Source organism: Pseudomonas peli, assembly GCF_050563605.1.
Lineage (GTDB): Bacteria > Pseudomonadota > Gammaproteobacteria > Pseudomonadales > Pseudomonadaceae > Aquipseudomonas > Aquipseudomonas peli_A.
On the sequence record NZ_JBNXUH010000003.1, the window covers coordinates 224016 to 237721 of the forward strand.

Annotated in this window: 8 protein-coding genes; 2 read left to right on the forward strand and 6 right to left on the reverse strand. The window is 61.3% G+C overall.

Annotation, left to right across the window (positions count from 1 at the left end; all coding sequences use genetic code 11):
- Positions 1-76: 76 nt before the first annotated feature.
- Positions 77-655: a YceI family protein gene (locus tag ACQ4LH_RS05620; RefSeq protein ID WP_430696311.1), complete on the reverse strand. Its 579-nt coding sequence runs from the start codon at positions 653-655 to the stop codon at positions 77-79.
- A gap of 60 nt (positions 656-715) precedes the next feature.
- Entirely contained in the window at positions 716-1261 is a 546-nt protein-coding gene (locus ACQ4LH_RS05625; protein WP_430696312.1) for a cytochrome b, read from the reverse strand.
- A gap of 302 nt (positions 1262-1563) precedes the next feature.
- Between ACQ4LH_RS05625 and ACQ4LH_RS05630 the strand changes: the two genes are divergently transcribed.
- Both ACQ4LH_RS05630 and ACQ4LH_RS05635 read left to right on the forward strand, forming a co-directional pair.
- Complete coding sequence (locus ACQ4LH_RS05630; protein ID WP_430696313.1) at positions 1564-2970, forward strand: adenosylmethionine--8-amino-7-oxononanoate transaminase; 1407 nt, start codon at positions 1564-1566, stop codon at positions 2968-2970.
- 84 nt (positions 2971-3054) lie between these two features.
- Positions 3055-3774 (forward strand): 16S rRNA (uracil(1498)-N(3))-methyltransferase, encoded by a 720-nt coding sequence (locus ACQ4LH_RS05635; protein WP_430696314.1) that lies wholly within the window; start codon positions 3055-3057, stop codon positions 3772-3774.
- Between the two features lie 56 nt (positions 3775-3830).
- Here ACQ4LH_RS05635 and ACQ4LH_RS05640 read toward each other — a convergent pair whose 3' ends face one another.
- The 4 genes from ACQ4LH_RS05640 to ACQ4LH_RS05655 are packed head-to-tail and all read right to left on the reverse strand — an operon-like array spanning position 3831 to position 13667.
- The gene (locus ACQ4LH_RS05640; protein WP_304870112.1) at positions 3831-4301 is read right to left on the reverse strand and encodes a chemotaxis protein CheW; all 471 of its coding nucleotides are present in this window, start codon (positions 4299-4301) and stop codon (positions 3831-3833) included.
- A gap of 31 nt (positions 4302-4332) precedes the next feature.
- Positions 4333-5352 carry a chemotaxis protein CheB gene (locus ACQ4LH_RS05645; protein WP_430696315.1) on the reverse strand — a complete coding sequence of 340 codons (1020 nt, stop codon included), beginning with the start codon at positions 5350-5352 and terminating at the stop codon, positions 4333-4335.
- Complete coding sequence (locus ACQ4LH_RS05650; protein ID WP_430696374.1) at positions 5349-12776, reverse strand: Hpt domain-containing protein; 7428 nt, start codon at positions 12774-12776, stop codon at positions 5349-5351. The genes ACQ4LH_RS05645 and ACQ4LH_RS05650 overlap by 4 nt, the downstream gene beginning before the upstream one ends.
- Positions 12777-12809: 33 nt before the next feature.
- A complete protein-coding gene (locus ACQ4LH_RS05655) occupies positions 12810-13667 on the reverse strand; it encodes a protein-glutamate O-methyltransferase (protein WP_430696316.1) in 858 nt (285 codons plus the stop codon).
- Positions 13668-13706 lie beyond the last annotated feature (39 nt).

Genomic DNA, 13706 nt, shown 5'->3' on the forward strand with positions numbered 1-13706 from the left:
GGGCGGCGTTTTCGTTTGTGCAGCATCTAAGCAAGGATGGGTTAAGCCGCTGCGCGGCTAACCCATGCAGGCCGGCTTACTTGCGTACGCCTTCAACCGAGATGATCAGCTCAACGCTTTCCGAGGCTGGGCCCAGGTCTTTGCTGATGTCGAAGTCTTTCAGCTTCAGCGTGGTGCTGCCCTCGAAGCCAGCACGGTAGCCGCCCCATGGGTCCTTGCCTTCACCGATAAACTTGGCGGCAATCACCACCGGCTTGGTCACGCCATTGAGGGTCAGGTCGCCGGTGATATCGGCAGTGCCTTCGCCAGTGGATTTGACCGAAGTGGACGCGAAGGTCGCGGTTGGGTGCTTGCTAACGTTGAGGAAATCATCGCTGCGGATGTGCTTGTCGCGCTCGGCATGGTTGGTGTCGACGCTGGTGGTGTTCAGCGTCACGTTGACCTTGCTGTCCTGCGGCTTGGCGGCGTCGAAGCTGAAGCTGCCGTCAAAATCCTTGAACGTACCGTACAGCCAGCTGTAGCCCAGGTGGCTGATCTTGAAATTGACGAAGGCGTGCTGGCCTTGCTTGTCGATGGCGTAATCAGCCGCCATCGCCTGACCAGCGCCGATCAGTGCGCCACCAAGTGCCAGGGCTACTAGGGTTTTCTTCAACATGGGCATGCTCCTTGTGAGTGTGGGATGGGGCCCATTCAGCCCCGGAAACAGCAAACGGAACTAGCGACCGAACATCCGCGTAAGCGTACGGTCGCGATCAATAAAGTGGTGTTTCAGTGCAGCCAGGGCATGCACACCGGCGAAGATCACCAGCGCCCACGCCAGGTACTCATGCACGAATCCGGCTACATCTTCCTGATCAGGAATGCTGGTCAGGCTGGCCGGTACTTCAAACAAGCCGAATACCGGAATGCCGCGACCGTCGGCCGTAGAGATCAGGTAGCCGGAAATCATCAGCACAAACAGCCCCAGGTAGAGAAAGCTGTGGCCCAGCTTGCTGGCCAGGCGGGTCATCCGCCCGTGGTTCGGCAAACTCGCCGGCGGCGGACTAAACCAGCGCCACAGCAGCCGTCCAAGCATCACCGCAAACAGCACCAGGCCGATACTCTTGTGCAGGTCCGGTGCGGTCTGCCGCCAGCTGCTGTAGTAGTCCAGGTCGACCATCCAGTAACCCAGGCCAAACAGGCCGAACACGACCACCGCCACCAGCCAGTGCATGAGGATGCTGACCAGGCCGTAGTGAGAAGAGCTATTGCGCCATTGCATGCAAACTTTCCGATAAAGAAGAACTGAGACCGCGAGTGGAGCAAGACTAGCAACAAACCTATCGACTAAAAGCGGAAATTTTCGCTTTGAAATATCGGGAAATACGATGCGTTACTCGCCCCTTTAACTCAGCGAATTTAGTCTAGCGGCACTCGGCAAAGTTCAGCCGCCAGGCTACAGGCGGCATGATAGAGCGGATCAGCAGAGGCTTGGGTATTTGAGCGCGGTTGTGCCGTCCATCCGCTGCGGTGCTTCTGATAGGCTTGGCGCAGATGATTGCGAACCGAGGAATGAATCGAGCGATGAGCCTGAATGACCAGTGGATGCAGCGTGACCTGAAAGTGCTTTGGCACCCCTGCACGCAAATGAAGGACCACGAGCAGCTGCCGCTGGTGCCGATCAAGCGCGGCGAAGGCGTGTGGCTCGAGGACTTCGACGGCAAACGCTACCTCGACGCGGTCAGCTCCTGGTGGGTCAACGTATTTGGCCACGCCAACCCGCGGATCAATCAGCGCATCAAGGATCAGGTCGATCAGCTGGAGCACGTGATCCTCGCTGGCTTCAGCCATCAGCCGGTGATCGAATTGTCCGAGCGCCTGGTCAAAATGACCCCGGCAGGCCTGGACCGGGTGTTCTACGCCGACAACGGCTCGTCCTGCATCGAAGTCGCGTTGAAGATGAGCTTTCACTACTGGCTCAACGTCGGCAAACCAGCGAAGAAGCGCTTCGTCACCCTCTCCAACAGCTACCACGGCGAAACCATCGCCGCGATGTCGGTGGGCGATGTGGCGCTGTTTACCGACACCTACAAGGCGTTGCTGCTCGACACCATCAAGGTGCCCAGCCCGGATTGTTATCACCGCCCCGACGGCATGAGCTGGGAAGAACATTCGCGCAATATGTTCCTGGCCATGGAACAAACCCTGGCCGAGAACCACGGTACCGTCGCTGCGGTAATCGTCGAGCCCCTGATCCAGGGCGCTGGCGGCATGCGCATGTACCACCCGATCTACCTCAAGCTGTTGCGCGAGGCCTGCGACCGCTATGGCGTGCACCTGATTCATGACGAGATTGCCGTCGGCTTCGGCCGCACAGGGACGATGTTCGCCTGCGAACAGGCCGGCATCCGCCCGGACTTCCTCTGCCTATCCAAAGCCCTAACCGGCGGCTATCTGCCGCTAGCGGCGTGCCTGACCACCAACGAGGTGTATCAGGCCTTCTACGACGACTACTCGACCCTGCGCGCCTTCCTCCACTCGCACAGCTACACCGGCAACCCTCTGGCGTGCGCGGCCGCCCTGGCGACTTTGGATATCTTCGAGCAGGACAATGTAATCGAGGCCAACAAGGAGTTAGCCGCGCGGATGGCCAGCGCCACCGCGCACCTGGCCGACCATCCGCATGTCGCCGAGGTACGCCAGACCGGTATGGCCCTGGCCATCGAAATGGTCCAGGACAAGGCCAGCAAGACCGCCTACCCCTGGCAGGAACGCCGCGGCCTCAAGGTGTTCCTGCATGCTCTGGAGCGCGGCGCACTGCTGCGGCCACTGGGCAGCGTGGTGTATTTCCTGCCGCCTTACGTGATCACCCCTGAGCAGATCGACTTTCTCGCGGAAGTAGCCAGCGAAGGTATCGACATCGCCACCCGCACCTCGGTCAGCGTGGCGCAAGGCAATGCCAACTACCCCGGCTTTCGCGATCCGGGCTAAGGCATTCACCCTCAGCCGGCTGTATGCGGCACGCCTGAGGCGTTAAGCTTGCCGCCTCAACTGTGCCGCTGTAGCGATCAATCCATGCGCCTTTCTCGTTTCTTTATCGATGCCCCCCTCTCCCTCGGTCAGCACGAGCTGCCCGAAGCCCAGGCCCACTATATCGGCCGCGTGCTGCGGCATGCCGTGGGCGATGCGGTGCAACTGTTCGACAGCAGTGGCCAGGAGTTTCTCGGCGAACTGATCGAGGTGGGCAAGAAGAACGTGCGCGTTGAACTGCGCGAAGCCTTTGCCGGCCAGGCCGAATCGCCGTTGCATATTCATCTGGGCCAGGGCCTGTCACGCGGCGAACGGATGGATTGGGCGATTCAGAAAGCCACCGAACTGGGCGCCAATGAAATCAGCCTGATCGTCAGCGAGCGCTGCGAAGTGCGCCTCAAGGATGAACGCGCCGACAAGCGCATGGCGCATTGGCGGCAGGTGGCGATCAGCGCCTGCGAGCAATGCGGTCGCTCGGTGCTGCCGATCATTCATCCGCCCATCAGCCTGAATGACTGGCTGGGGCAGGTAACCGCCGAACTCAAGTTGGTGCTGCACCCTGTTGCGGAACCCTGGGCCAGCCACCCGCAGCCTAAGTCGCTGGCCTTTCTGATCGGCCCGGAAGGCGGTCTGAACGAGAGCGAAGTCGCCCTGGCCAAGACCCAGGGCTTCCACGCCGCCCGCCTCGGCCCGCGCGTGCTGCGCACGGAGACTGCGCCTGTCGTGGCGTTAAGCGTGGCGCAGCAGTTGTGGGGCGATTTCTAGCCCCCCTTCAGCGCCATAAAAAAGCCCGCTAACGCGGGCTTTTTGTTTGTTATCGGTCAGATCAATCCGGCGTCTGCCAGCTTCTGCTCCAACCCGATAAGGTCTGGGATCTTCAACACCGCCTCGCCAAACTGCACCGCATCCAGCTCCAGCGGCGACAAGGCAACATCGGCGCGTACCAGCTCGGCACCGACCTTGATCGAGCGCGGAATGCCCTGCACCAGCACGGCAATAAACTTAACCGCCGGACGGCCGCCGAGGGCGTTGATCACCGCAACACGAGAGCCCGGACTTACGCTGACCTGACCATCCGAGGCGGCCTCGAACGACAACAGCGGCAAGCGCAGATCACGCCAGGCAATCTGCCCGAGGAACCAGCTGGGCATGCCTTCACTGACCTGTGGCGCGCGGTAGGGAATCAGCTCGGCAACCGCCACGTTGGGCAGCAGCAGAGTACGGTCAGTCAGCGGCATCAACAGGCCGGTGAGGCTGTTGGCGCTGTTCTGCGTGGCGACGGCTTGGCTCATGAAAATATCCTGTACAGGGCACGGCCCCGGATTAACGGCACTGCTCGGCCAGGTGGTTGACCAGGGCTTCGGCAAGCTCACGCGGATCACCGCTATGGCTGCTGTAGCCGGCTTCACGCAGACTATCCGGCATGCTCGGGCAGGCGCAGCTGTCGGCACGCTGGGTCCAGATCAGGCCACCCTGGCGGCGTACATAAGCGGCAGCGGCGCTGCCGTCACTGCCCATGCCACTGAATGCGATCACACCGCTCAACGCGCCAAAATGCTGGGCCAGATTAAGCATCATCTGGTCGATCGACGGGCTGTAGGGTTCCGGCCAGCCACGCTCAGATATCTGCATCTGACCGTCATCGCTGAAGCCCAGCTCGTGGCTGATTGGCACGACCACCACTTCACCGCAACGTATTGCATCGCCGTGCCGTGCCGGATTGACGTGCCATTGGCTATGGCGGCCCACCGCTTGCGGTAGCGCGCTCTCGAAACTCGCATCGATATGCTGGGCATACACAAACCCCACCGGCAGACCGCCCGGTAAGGCATCGAGAAAGGCTTTTACTGCTGCGGGGCCGCCCAGGGAGGCCGCCAGCAACCACACCTGCCGCGCCGGCTCGCCGGCAACCAGCGGGGTATCCGCCAGCGCAGCCGGCAGGTCCAGACGCGATGGACGCTGCGCTTCCGCCAACAAGGCTTCCAGGCTCGGGCCAACTGCTTGCGACGGGTCGCCGACCAGCTTCTTCAGCTTGCCGAACAGCCGACGCTCCCAGCGCGGGTAGTTTTCCGAATGACGCTCAGGCGCGTGGCCTTCACCAAACAGCACCGGGGCCGAGGCACTTTCCATCAGGCTGTCGACCAGCGGCAAGTCTTCCGACTGGGCCAGATCAACTAGCCACAGGTCGGTTTCGCAAGCGTTCAGGGTTTCCTGATCGAGGCGCGCCGGGTCGCTGTTCATCACCACCTGATAGCCGCTACCAGTCAACGCCTGTTGCAGCACATGGCGCTGCAGCGAGGTGTCGGCAATAACCGCAATACGGGCTGCAGTTTTCTCACTCATGTGCGGTTTACCGGGTGGCGGCCCACCAGTTGCTGAATGGTTTCAAGCAACAAGGACTCCTGGTAAGGCTTACCAAGGTACTCGTTGACGCCGATGCTCATGGCCCGCTCACGGTGTTTTTCACCGGTACGCGAGGTGATCATGATAATCGGCAGGTCTTTCAGGCCTTCATCGTGGCGCACCAGAGTTGCCACTTCGAAGCCGTCCATGCGTGGCATTTCGATGTCCAGCAGCATGATGTCGGGCTTGCGCTCCTGCAGCTGTGAGATGGCATCGACACCGTCTTTGGCGGTCAGCACGTTCATGCCGTTACGCTCGAGCAGACGGCTGGTGACCTTGCGCACGGTGACCGAATCGTCGACCACCATGACCAGGGTCGGCCGATCCGCTTCGATCTCTGCCGCCGTTGCCGACTGTTTGAGCAGACGCGGCGTGAGCTGGGTAAGCAAATGCGCATGCAGCACGCGGATAGTCGCCAGCAGGTCGAGAATGACCACCACGCGACCGTCACCGAGGATGGTCGCACCGGAAATCCCGTGTACACCGGCAAACTGCGGGCCGAGGCTCTTCACCACGATCTCGCGCGAACCGGCCAGGGAGTCGACCTGCACAGCTACGGCGTGCTCTTTGGAGCGCACCAAAATCACCGGCAGCGGCAGGCTCTGGCCAACCAGTTTGGGCTGCTGGCCGTTGTTCAGCAGGTCGCCCAGGTAGCGCAGTTCATAGCTCTGCCCGGCGTACTCGAAACGCGGTGCATCCGGCGCGTAGTAGGCTTCCAATTCGTACGGGGAGACCCGCACGATACCTTCGATGGTGTTCAGCGGAATGGCGTAGAGGTCTTCACCCGACAGCACCATCAGCGCGCGGTTGACCGATACGGTAAACGGCAAGCGGATAGTGAAGGTGGTGCCAGTGCCCGGGATCGACTCGATGCTCATCGAGCCACCGAGCTGTTTGACCTCGGAGTGGACCACGTCCATACCAACGCCACGGCCGGAAATCTGCGTGACCTTCTCGGCGGTGGAGAAACCGGCCTCGAGGATAAACTGCAGCACTTCGTAGTCGGTCAGATCGGAGTCGGCGTCCATCAAGCCGCGCTCGATGGCCTTGCGCCGCACCGCTTCCAGGCGAATACCGCCGCCGTCATCGGCCAGGGTCAGGACGATATCGCCACCCTCACGGCCCAGCGCCAGGCGAATGGTGCCCTGCTCCGGCTTGCCGGCAGCACGACGCACATCGGCGACTTCGATGCCGTGGTCGACGGCGTTACGCAGCATGTGTTCCAGCGGCGCGACGATACGTTCGAGTACGGTCCGGTCCATCTCGCCATCAGCGTTGCCGACAACAAACTCGACCTGCTTGCCCAGCTCACCGGAAATCTGCCGCACTATACGGCGCAGACGCGGCACCAGACGGTCGAAAGGCACCATGCGCGTACGCATCAGGCCTTCCTGCAGTTCGGAGTTGACCCGCGCCTGTTGTAGCAACAGGGTTTCCGCATCGCGGTTACGCGCAGCCAGGGTTTCTTTCAGGTCGAGCAAGTCGGAAGCGGACTCGAACAGTGCGCGCGAGAGCTGCTGCAACTGCGAGTGACGGTCCATTTCCAGCGGGTCGAAATCCTCATAGCCCATACGCTCGGCTTCAGCCTCAATACGGCTGAGAATTTGCGCCTGGGTTTCGGTATCGAGGCGACGCAACTGATCGCGCACGCGGTCGATGGTGGCTTCCATCTCACTCAGGGTGAAACCGAAGTCACTCACCTGCTGCTCGACCCGGCCACGGAAAATCGATGTCTCACCGGCCAGATTGACCAGGCCTTCGAGCAATTCGGCCGGCACCTTGACCAGTTCCTGTGGCGCGCGACGGGAAGCGGCTTCTTGCGCAGCTTCTTCAGCACGGCGCACGAATGGCAGCACTTTGGCCACCAGCTCCTTGGCGGGCATGACGCTGGCCGCGACAATCGGCGTGCTCAGTTCCGGCAGACGCGCGGCTTGCTCGGCGACGGGTGCAGGCGCTTGCTGGCTCGCCGTATCGGCCACCAGGCTGTCATTCAGGCGCTGACGTAGCGCGTCGAGTTCCTGCTGCAAGCCTTCGAAGCCTGACTGCACATCGACAAACAGGCTCTGTGGCCAAGGCGCGCCCTGGGCTTGTGCTTCGGTCAGGTGCTGTTCGAGGCTGTGGGTCAGATCGCCTAGACGCTTCTGCCCAGCCAGTCGCGCACCACCTTTGAGGGTGTGCAGGATGCGCAGCATATCGTCGATGGCGGCGCCGTCTTCACGGTCAGCCTCCCAGCGGCCGATAGATACTTCCATAGCTTCCAGCAGGTCATCACCTTCCTCAAGGAAGATGTCGAGGATGTCCGATTCGGCATCGTCATCCTGCTGAGTTTCGGCGGCCTTGAGGGCAACCGACGACGGCATGCTCAGTTGCTCATCCGGGTTGGCGCGAAACCGCTTGATGGTTTCGATCAGCGCCTCGCCACTCGGTACGCCGCGTTTGCCGCGTACCGCTTCGAGCATCTCGGCCAGGCTGTCGTGACAGGCTTGGAGCAAGGTGAAGAGGTCCTGGCTGGCGCGCAAACGGCCTTGGCCAAGGCCTTCATAGAGAAATTCCAGTTCGTGGGCCAGATCGCCGATTTCACGGATTTCGGCCATGCGTGCGCCACCCTTGAGGGTGTGCAGATCACGCTGCAGCGATTCCAGCTCCAGGCTGTTGTTGACGTCGCCCATCCAGCGCTGCAGCGCCGCACCGGCGCTGTCGATGATGTCGAAACCTTCTTCAAGGAAGATTTCCACCAGTTCCGGATCGCGATCGTCATCAAGTACGGCAGGTGCCGCAACAGCGACCGGCGCTGGAACTGGCTCGGGCTCGGGCTCGGGCATCGCAGCAAACTCAACTTCGGCTTCAGCGCCAAACTCGACCAGTGGTTGCTCGTCGAACTCGGCAGCCGGCAGCTCGATTGATTCGATCTCCAGCGACTCGGTCGCCAAAGGCTCGATATCCACTGGTTCCTGCGGCGCATCCGCCAGGATGCCAAAGTCGATCTCTTCTTCTATCTCAGGCAGCTCAGCAAGCTCGGGCTCTGCCAGGTCGAACGACTCGATCATCGGCAAGGCTTCGGCTTCGGCTTCGGCTTCGGCTTCGGCTTCGGCTTCGGCTTCGGCTTCGGCTTCGGCTTCGGCTTCGGCTTCGGCTTCGGCTTCGGCTTCGGCTTCGGCAGCAGGCTCGGAGAAAGCTGGAGTCACAGGCAAGCTTTGTCCGCCACTCTGGCGGAAGCTGCGAATAGCTTCGATCAGCTCCAGCGGCGAATGCATGGCGGCGCGCGCCTGCAGCTGTTCCAGCAGTTGTGCCAGGCTGTCATGGCTTTGCTGCAACAGCTTCGCCAGTGGCTGCGAGAAGCTGTAACGGCGATCCACAAGGCCTTCATAGAGGGATTCGAGTTCATGGGCGAGATCGCCAATCGGACGAATTTCGGCCATACGCGCGCCACCCTTGAGGGTGTGCAAGTCGCGTTGCAGGGATAACAGCGCAGCTTTGTTGTCCGGCTCGGCCAACCAGCGTTCTAGCGCCTGACCGGCACTTTCCAGAATATCAACGGCCTCTTCGAGGAAGATCGACACCATTTCTTCGTCGAGCGACTCGTAAAGCGAAGCTGCTGGCGGTTCGATCAGCGGCTCGTTGACGGCCTCGATAGGCGCAGGCAGTTCTTCAACTTCCGGCGCATCCAGCTCCAGCGGCTCGATCAAGTCATCAGGCTCAGCCAAGCTGAGTTCTTCCAGTGCCGCAGTGGCATCGGCCAGCTCGACAATCTCGATACCGGCTGCACCGTTATTGGACAACAGTGCCAGGGTATTAGGGTCCAGCGCTTCCATCAGCAAATTGCGCAGGGCCGTCACGCGCTCAGGGGCACCGCTGACCTGCAGGCCAGCAGCCACCTGATCCATCATGCCAATCAGGGCTTCGTGGGCCTGCTCAGCCTCGCTGAAGAAACGCTCGCTGACTGCCAGGCGGCCTTCTTCGACTGCACCATAGAGGTCGAGCAGCGCTTCGCAGAGTTCATCAATTTGCGGCAGCTCGGCCATCTCGGCGCCACGGCCAAGGGTGGTCAGCTCGTCCAGCAGGGAACTCAGTTCCTGGCGCTCGGACGGGTGTTCACGCCACTTGCGCAGCAGGTCCTCGGCATCCAGCAGGATATCCATGCCTTCGGCGAGGAAGATGCTGATCATCTGCGGATCGCGTTTCTCGCCCTGCTCACTCTGGCGGCTGTTTTCAGCATGCTCGAGACGGTCGCTGTGCAGCTTTTGTACACGCTCGAGGAACTCGGCAGCACCTGGCAGGACGGCCAGTGGCTGGCTTTCGAGCTGCTCAAGGCCCAGACGGAACAGCTTCTCGGCGCTGCTCAGCAGCTCCGCTTCGGCCAGATCCATCGGGATCAGGTTGGTTTTGAATTCTTTGACCAGCTTTTCCAGCGGCGAGGCGATTTCGGCCACAGGCAGAATGCCGGCCATCGAGGCACTGCCCTTGAGGGTGTGCAGAGCACGCTGCAGGTCATCAGTGACCGGCTGCGGCAACTCCTGGGCACAGTCAGCCAAGAAGCCAACCAGGGTATCGAGGTGCATTTCCGCTTCGTTGCGGAAAATTTCCAGCAACTGCGGGTCTAGCCCGTCTTCATCCTCAACAACTTCGGCGGTAGCGGCTGGACTGCCCTCGGGCTCCGCTACCAGCTCAACCGGGGCTTGAGGTTTTGGGAGGCTTCGACCCTTGGCCAGGGCATGGGCCGTCGCTGCCAGGTGATCGACATCGTCCCGCTGACGCTGCGCCTTGTTGGCGAACTCATCGACCAGCGCTGGCATCAGCACGACCACGTCGGCGATCACCTGCTGCACGTCGGCGCCAGGTTGAATGCTACGATCGAGCACGCGGTTGAGCAGGTTCTCAATCGACCAGCCCAGCTCACCAATGACCAGAGCACGAACCATGCGCCCACTGCCCTTGAGGGTGTGGAAGGCACGACGGATTTCGGTCAGGGCCTCTTTGTTGTCGGTGTTGGCGCACCACTGTGGGAAGTAGTCGCCAATGGTTTCCAGTACTTCACCGACTTCTTCGATAAAGACTTCCAGGAGCTCTTCATCAATCGGCTCTTCATCGGCCGGTGGTGGCAGCAGGCTCGGCGGCACATCGTGGGCCGGCGGGTTGATCGCCTGCACGGGAGCGGCCATCACATCGGCCATCGACAGGGCTTTCTCGGCCGCAGGTTGCGCGGGCTCTTCGCTCAGCGGAGCGCTCGGCAGCTCAACTTCAGGCAACTCGAGCGCGGCCAGTTCGGCCTCGTTCCAGTTGGCGGGGCTGTCGGTTTCGTCCAGTTCAAAGCTGCCCAGTTGCAGCTCTTCACCAGCAAAAGTTTGCTCTTGCTGGGTTTCAGCCAGCGATAGTGGCTCGGCATCGGCCAGGTCGATACTGAAATCGATCAGTTCAAGATCAGCCGACGGCGCTTCGCTAGCCCACTCAGCATCGCTGGTCGTGGCTTCAATTGCGGTCGAATCCAGATCGGCAAATTCGCTGCTGAAATCGTCAGCCAATTCCAGGCTAAGCGGCTCTTCAGCAACCGGCGGCAGGCTCAGCTCGATTTCAGCCGGCAGTTCAGGCTCGGCGCTGAGCACTTCCATATCGTCCAGTGGATCGGCCAGTGGCGCGAAGGACTCTACAGGCGGCTCGACACGGTCGAGAATCGACGGCTTTTCTTTCAGCGGGTAGCCCAGGCTTTCCAGGCTTTCTTCGGCCACATCAAGAATCAGATCGCCCTGGGTCGCATGGTCTTCTGCCAGACGCTCAAGGTAGTACTCAACGCTGGTGATGGCGTCCGCCAGGGTGTCGAGGTTCTGCCAGTTGGGCACGGCCTTGCGCGCCAGCAGCTGTTCCTGGATATAACGGTTGCAGGCATTGAGCAGGTCGGCGGCGCGTTGCAGCGGAATCATCGCCAGGCCGCCGCGTACCTGAGTCAACAGCTCAGGTACGCGAGCCAGGTGTTCGTGGTTCCACTGCGAGGCGATAAACTCGATGATCGCGTCTTTGGCCTGTTCCAGACCATTGCGCGCTTCCTTGATCACCAGCTGGTGAATCTGCGCCACGTCGGTGGTCGGCAGATGGCTTTCTTCGCGGCCGCCGTCCTGCGCGGGGCCAACCATGCCGGCCAGGGTTGCTTCGACGTACAGCAGAGCGCCGGCGACATCCATCAGCACCGCATCGCTCGGCTCGCCCTGGCCCTTGGCCAGACCGTTGACTACATCAAGCTGATCGACAATGACTTTGCGCGGCTGGCCAAAGCCGAGCACTGCGAGGGTGTCGGCAATCTGCTTGAGCGGTGCAGCGAGTGCATCCAGATCGGCGACCTGAGTACGATCACTGCGCACGAACAGATCGAGGCTGTCCTTGACCCGCACCAGTTCTTCACAGAGTGCGGCGACCACCGAGCGCATGGCGTCGCGGTCCGGGCCGGCCAGGCGGGCACGCTCTTCGTCGACAACATCGTTGTCCGGCAGTGCGTCGTCGAGGCGGTATTGCTCTTTAAGGTTGCGCACGCGCGGCGACTGCGCCGACGACTTGGCCACATAGAACAGCAGGTTCTTGCTCAGCTCGTCGGGAGCGGCCTGGTTAAGACCATCGGCGCCCTGCTCGAGCAGGCGCTTGAGTTCCTTATCAACCTGCCGCAACAGGGTGCGAATCGAGGTGCCATTGGCCACGCTGCCATTGGCCAGACCTTCGACCACACCGGAGGCGATCTGCCACAGCGGGCCGAGCGGTGAATCCTTGCAGAGGTTTTCCAGGCGCGCGAACACCCGCGCCATATAGCCCAGGTTGGTTGGCAGGTCCTGATTACGGATCACTCCGACCAGGGCCATTTGCAGCATTTGCCGCAACTTGCGCAGCAATACCGGCAGTTCGGCGGTGCGCAGTTGATCAATGGTTTCATGGGGCAGCGCGGGCGTGCGGCCGGACATATCCGGGGCGAACAGGCTGGTTTCCGAGAGCAATTTTTCCCCACGCGCAGCGCGCAGGTCATTGAGCAGAGGCAGCACGACCATCGGCAGGTCGCGGCGAGCAGTCTGGATACGGTCGAGGTAAACCGGCAGTTGCAGAATCGACTGCATCAGCACTTCCAGGGCTTCACCCTGGTTGGTCACGCGGCCGTCGATCAAGGCACCGGCCAGCTGTTCCATTTCCTCAGCCAGCAGCGCCGCGCCAAAAAACTCGACCATCTGCAAGGTGCCAAGCACCTGATGCACATAGGTCTGGCAGAAACGCATGCGCGTAGCGTCCTGGGGGTTCTCGACGAACGCCTCCAGCGCCTGACGCGCCTGTTTCAGGGTTTCCGCGATCTCGCCCTTAACCCATTCCAGGGCGACATAATCGTGCCGATCACCCATAGCCACTCCACTCATAAACTTGGCTCTTCTGCCTTATCCCTTGCGGGTAAACGCCAGCACTCGCTCGTCGGCTACCGGGATCAACTCCGGATGCTGCCAACCTGCTACTTCGCCCACTCCCACCACCAGCAGTCCTCCAGGCGCCAGGCGCTCGGCCAGGCGGTTAAGGATCTCGCGGCGACGCCAGCGACGAAAATAGATCAACAAGTTCTGACAAAAAATAACGTCCATTCCGGACATAGGCGCCTTGGCCAGCTCCAGCACATTGAGCCGGGCGCAACACACACGCGCGGCCAGATTCGGCACCACTTTGAAACGTCCATCGTCCTGGGCCAGGAAGTAGCGCTGGCACAGATCGGCATCCAACTGTTCCAGACGGCGCGCGCCATATTGGCCATCACGCGCCTTGCTCAGGGCATTCAGGCTGATATCGGTGCCTGTTACCCCGAAATGATCCGGATGTTCACTTTCACGCAGAACTTCAGCAGCACTGATGGCCAGCGAGTAAGGCTCTTCGCCACTGGCGCATCCCACGCTCCACAGCTCCCATGGCTGCGTCATGCCCTGCTGCAAACGCTCGCGCAAATAGCTTTCGAGCACCTCAAAGGACGGGCGATGACGAAAGAAACGAGTTTCCTGCACAGTCAGCCGATCCAGCAGGGTCGACCACTCCACCGCACCGCGGGGACCATCGGTTACCTGCCGGTAATACGTGGCGTAATCCATTACGCCCAGCTCGCGCATCCGCGCACTCAGATTGGTTTGCAGAAACGCCCGCCGCCGTTCATTGAGAACGACTCCGGTGCGCTCCTCGAGCAGCGTCTGCCAGTCACGGAACTCCGTGGCTGTCATGTCTGCCAAAGGCTGCAAGGCCCAGACGCCTGACTGCATGTCGTGCCCCTCGCTCACGGCCATAGTCCTTGTGCGACA

Excerpts from the sequence above, each read along its gene's own strand:
- ACQ4LH_RS05620 (WP_430696311.1), bottom strand. The coding sequence starts at position 655 with ATGTTGAAGAAAACCCTAGTAGCCCTGGCACTTGGTGGCGCACTGATC.
- ACQ4LH_RS05625 (WP_430696312.1), bottom strand. The coding sequence starts at position 1,261 with ATGCAATGGCGCAATAGCTCTTCTCACTACGGCCTGGTCAGCATCCTC.
- ACQ4LH_RS05630 (WP_430696313.1), top strand. The coding sequence starts at position 1,564 with ATGAGCCTGAATGACCAGTGGATGCAGCGTGACCTGAAAGTGCTTTGG.
- ACQ4LH_RS05635 (WP_430696314.1), top strand. The coding sequence starts at position 3,055 with ATGCGCCTTTCTCGTTTCTTTATCGATGCCCCCCTCTCCCTCGGTCAG.
- ACQ4LH_RS05640 (WP_304870112.1), bottom strand. The coding sequence starts at position 4,301 with ATGAGCCAAGCCGTCGCCACGCAGAACAGCGCCAACAGCCTCACCGGC.
- ACQ4LH_RS05645 (WP_430696315.1), bottom strand. The coding sequence starts at position 5,352 with ATGAGTGAGAAAACTGCAGCCCGTATTGCGGTTATTGCCGACACCTCG.
- ACQ4LH_RS05650 (WP_430696374.1), bottom strand. The coding sequence starts at position 12,776 with ATGGGTGATCGGCACGATTATGTCGCCCTGGAATGGGTTAAGGGCGAG.
- ACQ4LH_RS05655 (WP_430696316.1), bottom strand. The coding sequence starts at position 13,667 with ATGCAGTCAGGCGTCTGGGCCTTGCAGCCTTTGGCAGACATGACAGCC.